Here is a 3,193-nt window from a genome sequence, read left to right on the forward strand (position 1 = left end):
CGTGAACCCCTCCAGCGTGCTGCCGACGAGGCTCGCCGCCGCCACGCTGGAGACCACCGCGGCGCCCAGCGAGGCGCCGAACTCGTGGAAGGTGCTCACGATGCCGGAGGCGATCCCCGCCTCGTGCGGCGCCACCCGGCCCAGCGCCGTCGCCGAGGCGACCACGAACATCGCGCCCGTGCCCAGCGCCGCGACGGTCACCCCGATCGCGACCGTCACCGGCCGCATCGAGACGGCGGGGACCGCCAGCCCGGCCGCCGCCGCGGTCAGCGCCGCGACGGCGGGTGCCCGCGCGCCGGTCCGGCCGATCAGCCGGCCGGTCAGGTCGGCCCCCAGCATCGCCGCGAACGCGACGGGCAGGAACAGCAGCCCGGTGCGCAGCGCCCCGTAGCCGCGCGCGTGCTGGTAGTAGAAGGTGCCCAGGAAGAACACCGCCACCATCAGCGCCGTCGCCATCAGGATGAGGAACGCGCCGGTGGCCACGGGCCGGCGGGCCAGCAGCCGCACGTCCATCAGCGGGCTGCGGGCGCGCCGCTGCCAGACGGTGAACAGCAGGTAGCCGACGGCCGCGAGCAGGACGAGTCCGGCGGTACGGGCCGTGAGCCAGCCGCGTTCGCCGGCGTCGATGAGCCCGTAGATCAGCGTCGCCGTCGACGCGGTCACCAGTGCCGCGCCGAGCAGGTCCACCCGCGGCCGTGCGGCGGGAGCCGGACGCGACGGCAGCAGCACCGCGAGTACGGCGAGGATGGCGAGCCCGATGGGCACGTTGACGTAGAAGACCCACGGCCAGCCGGGACCCGCGGTCAGCAGTCCGCCGAGGAGGACGCCGAGCGCGGCCCCGCCGCCGCCGAGCGCGGACCAGATGCCCAGCGCCTTGTTCCGCTCCTCGCCGTCGAAGAGCGTGACCACCAGCGACAGTGCCGCGGGCGACAGCAGCGCCGCGCCGACGCCCTGCGCGATGCGCCCGCCGACCAGCGTGCCGCCCGACTCGGCGAGCCCGGTCGTCAGGGACGCCGCGGTGAAGACCAGCAGCCCGGCGAGGACCACGCGCCTGGGGCCGATCAGGTCCGCGATCCGGCCGCCGAGCAGCATCAGCCCGCCGAAGGTCAGCGTGTACGCGCTGACCGTCCAGGTCAGCGCCGCGCGGCCGAGCCCGAGGTCGGAGCCGATGTGCGGGAGCGCGATCGCCACCACCGTGACGTCGAGGATCAGCATGAGCTGCGCTATCCCGAGGAACCCGAGGATGCGCCAGCGGGCGGGGTGCCGCCCTTCCGCGGCCGTGTGCCCGGCCTCGTGCGTGGTCATCAGTGCCCTCCCGATATCTCGTACGTTGATGTACGAGTTCTAACGGAGGACTGTAACGCAAACATTCCCGTACGAGTTAGGCTGGTCCGCATGGCCGCCTCCACCCGCCCCGGCGCCGGCACCCGCCAGCGCCGCCGGGCCGACGCCGAGCGCAGCATCGCCCGCATCGTCGCCGCCGCCCGCGGGCGGCTGGGCTCCGACCCGAACGCGACGACCGACGACATCGCCAAGGCCGCGGGCGTGGGGCGGATGACCCTCTACGGCCACTTCAAGACCCGCGCCGAGCTGGTCGACGCCGCGCTGCGGGACGCCGTCCAGGACGGCGACCGCACGCTGGCGGCCGTGGACCTGGCGGGCGACGCGTACGAGGCGATGCGCCGGCTGCTGGTCTCCAGCTGGGCGCTGGTCGCCGAGTCCGCGGCGCTGCTCACCGCCGCCCAGGGCGTCCTGCCGGCCGGGCGGGTGCGGGAGCTGCACGCCGGCCCGGCGGAGCGCGTCGGCGAACTCGTCCGCCGCGGCCAGGACCAGGGGGTCTTCCGCACCGACATGCCGACGGCCTGGCTCGTCGGCGTCGTGCAGCACATCCTGCACGGCGCCGCGGAGGACGTCCGCGCCGGGCGGCTGGAACTGCCGCCGGGCGAGGTCTCCGACGTGGTCACGAAGTCGGTGCTGGCGGTGCTCGCGGCACCGCCCGCGCCCGGCCCGTAGCCCGCGGAGACCCCGCGGCGCGTACCTACGGGGCGTGTCCTAGCCGTCGAGGCCGAAGAACGCGACGGCGCGCTCGGCCATGCCGGACATCGGCAGCGAGTGGCCCACGCCCTGCAGGCTGACCGCCTCCACCGGCGCCTGCCCGCCGGTGCCGCCGTAGCGGGTGCGGGTCCAGCCGGACTGCGGGCTGTCGGTCATGGACGGGGTCTGGCCCAGGCCGTGGACGTCGGTCCACTGCTTGATCTCCTCCTGGAAGTTGGGGTAGCGCAGCGTGGTGTCGGCGGTGCCGTGCCATACCTGCATCCGCGGGCGCGGGCCGGCGTAGCCGGGGTACGCGCCGCGCACCAGGTCGCCCCACTGCTGCGGGCTGCGGACGATCTGGCCGTTGGCGCAGGCGCTGTTCCAGCCGGAGCCGTCGGTGGTGGCGAAGCAGCCGTACGGGACGCCCATGAACGCCGCGCCCGCCTTGAACACGTCGGGGTAGTTGCCGAGCATGACGTTGGTCATCATCGCGCCGGACGAGGCGCCGGTGACGAACGTCCGGTTCGGGTCGGCGCCGTTGCTGTCGCGCACGTACTGCACCATCGAGCGGATGCCCACCGGGTCGCTGCCCCCGTCGCGGCGCAGCGCCTGCGGCGAGGAGACGTCGAAGCACTGGCCGCCGCGGGTGGCGGAGGGGTAGACGACGATGAAGCCGTAGCGGTCGGCGAGCCGGGCGAACTCGGTGCCCGAGTGGAACGCGGGTCCCGAGCCCGTGCAGTAGTGGATCGCGACGAGCACGGCGGGCTGCGTGCGGACGCTGTCCGGGACGTAGAGGTGCATGCGCAGGTTGCTGGGGTTGCTGCCGAAGTTCGTCACCTCGCGGAGGGTCGCCGCGGAGGCTTGCGGCGGTGCGCTGAGCGACAGGGCCGCCAGCAGGGCGAGGACGCAGCCGAGCAGCGCGGCGTGCAGCGGGCGCGCCCGGCGGCGGACGGGAGGTGGCGGGGCGGTGACTCGGGCTGCGGCTCTGGTGAACATGTCCATGCCCTTTCTAGACTGCGGGTGTGAAGGGTCTGCTGGTGCGGCTTTCGTCGCTGGACGCGGACGCCGCCGCGGCGGTGCGCGTGATCGCCCACTTCCAGGCGCTGCTGGGCGGCGGGGCCGTCGACCCCGAGGTGCTGGTGCGCTGAAGGGGAAGAAG

The 3,193-nt window shown here is 74.5% G+C and carries 4 protein-coding genes; 2 read left to right on the forward strand and 2 right to left on the reverse strand.

The genetic code is table 11. The annotated features are described in order from the left end of the window. Positions 1-1,305: MFS transporter (locus tag H5J30_RS23655; RefSeq protein WP_181789390.1), on the reverse strand; the 1,305-nt coding region annotated here is incomplete at its 3' end. A gap of 90 nt (positions 1,306-1,395) precedes the next feature. Here H5J30_RS23655 and H5J30_RS23660 point away from each other — a divergent pair. After that, a complete protein-coding gene (locus tag H5J30_RS23660; RefSeq protein WP_181789391.1) occupies positions 1,396-2,013 on the forward strand; it encodes a TetR/AcrR family transcriptional regulator in 618 nt (205 codons plus the stop codon). Positions 2,014-2,052: 39 nt separating this feature from the next. Here H5J30_RS23660 and H5J30_RS23665 read toward each other — a convergent pair whose 3' ends face one another. Then, a complete protein-coding gene (locus H5J30_RS23665; RefSeq protein WP_258563502.1) occupies positions 2,053-3,030 on the reverse strand; it encodes an extracellular catalytic domain type 1 short-chain-length polyhydroxyalkanoate depolymerase in 978 nt (325 codons plus the stop codon). Positions 3,031-3,056: 26 nt separating this feature from the next. Here H5J30_RS23665 and H5J30_RS36935 point away from each other — a divergent pair, with 26 nt between their 5' ends. Then, positions 3,057-3,182, forward strand: coding sequence for a hypothetical protein (locus H5J30_RS36935; protein ID WP_258563503.1), 126 nt, complete (start codon positions 3,057-3,059; stop codon positions 3,180-3,182). Positions 3,183-3,193 lie beyond the last annotated feature (11 nt).

It is taken from the genome of Streptomyces phytophilus, assembly GCF_013870535.1.
GTDB classification, from domain to species: Bacteria; Actinomycetota; Actinomycetes; order Streptomycetales; family Streptomycetaceae; genus Streptomyces; species Streptomyces phytophilus.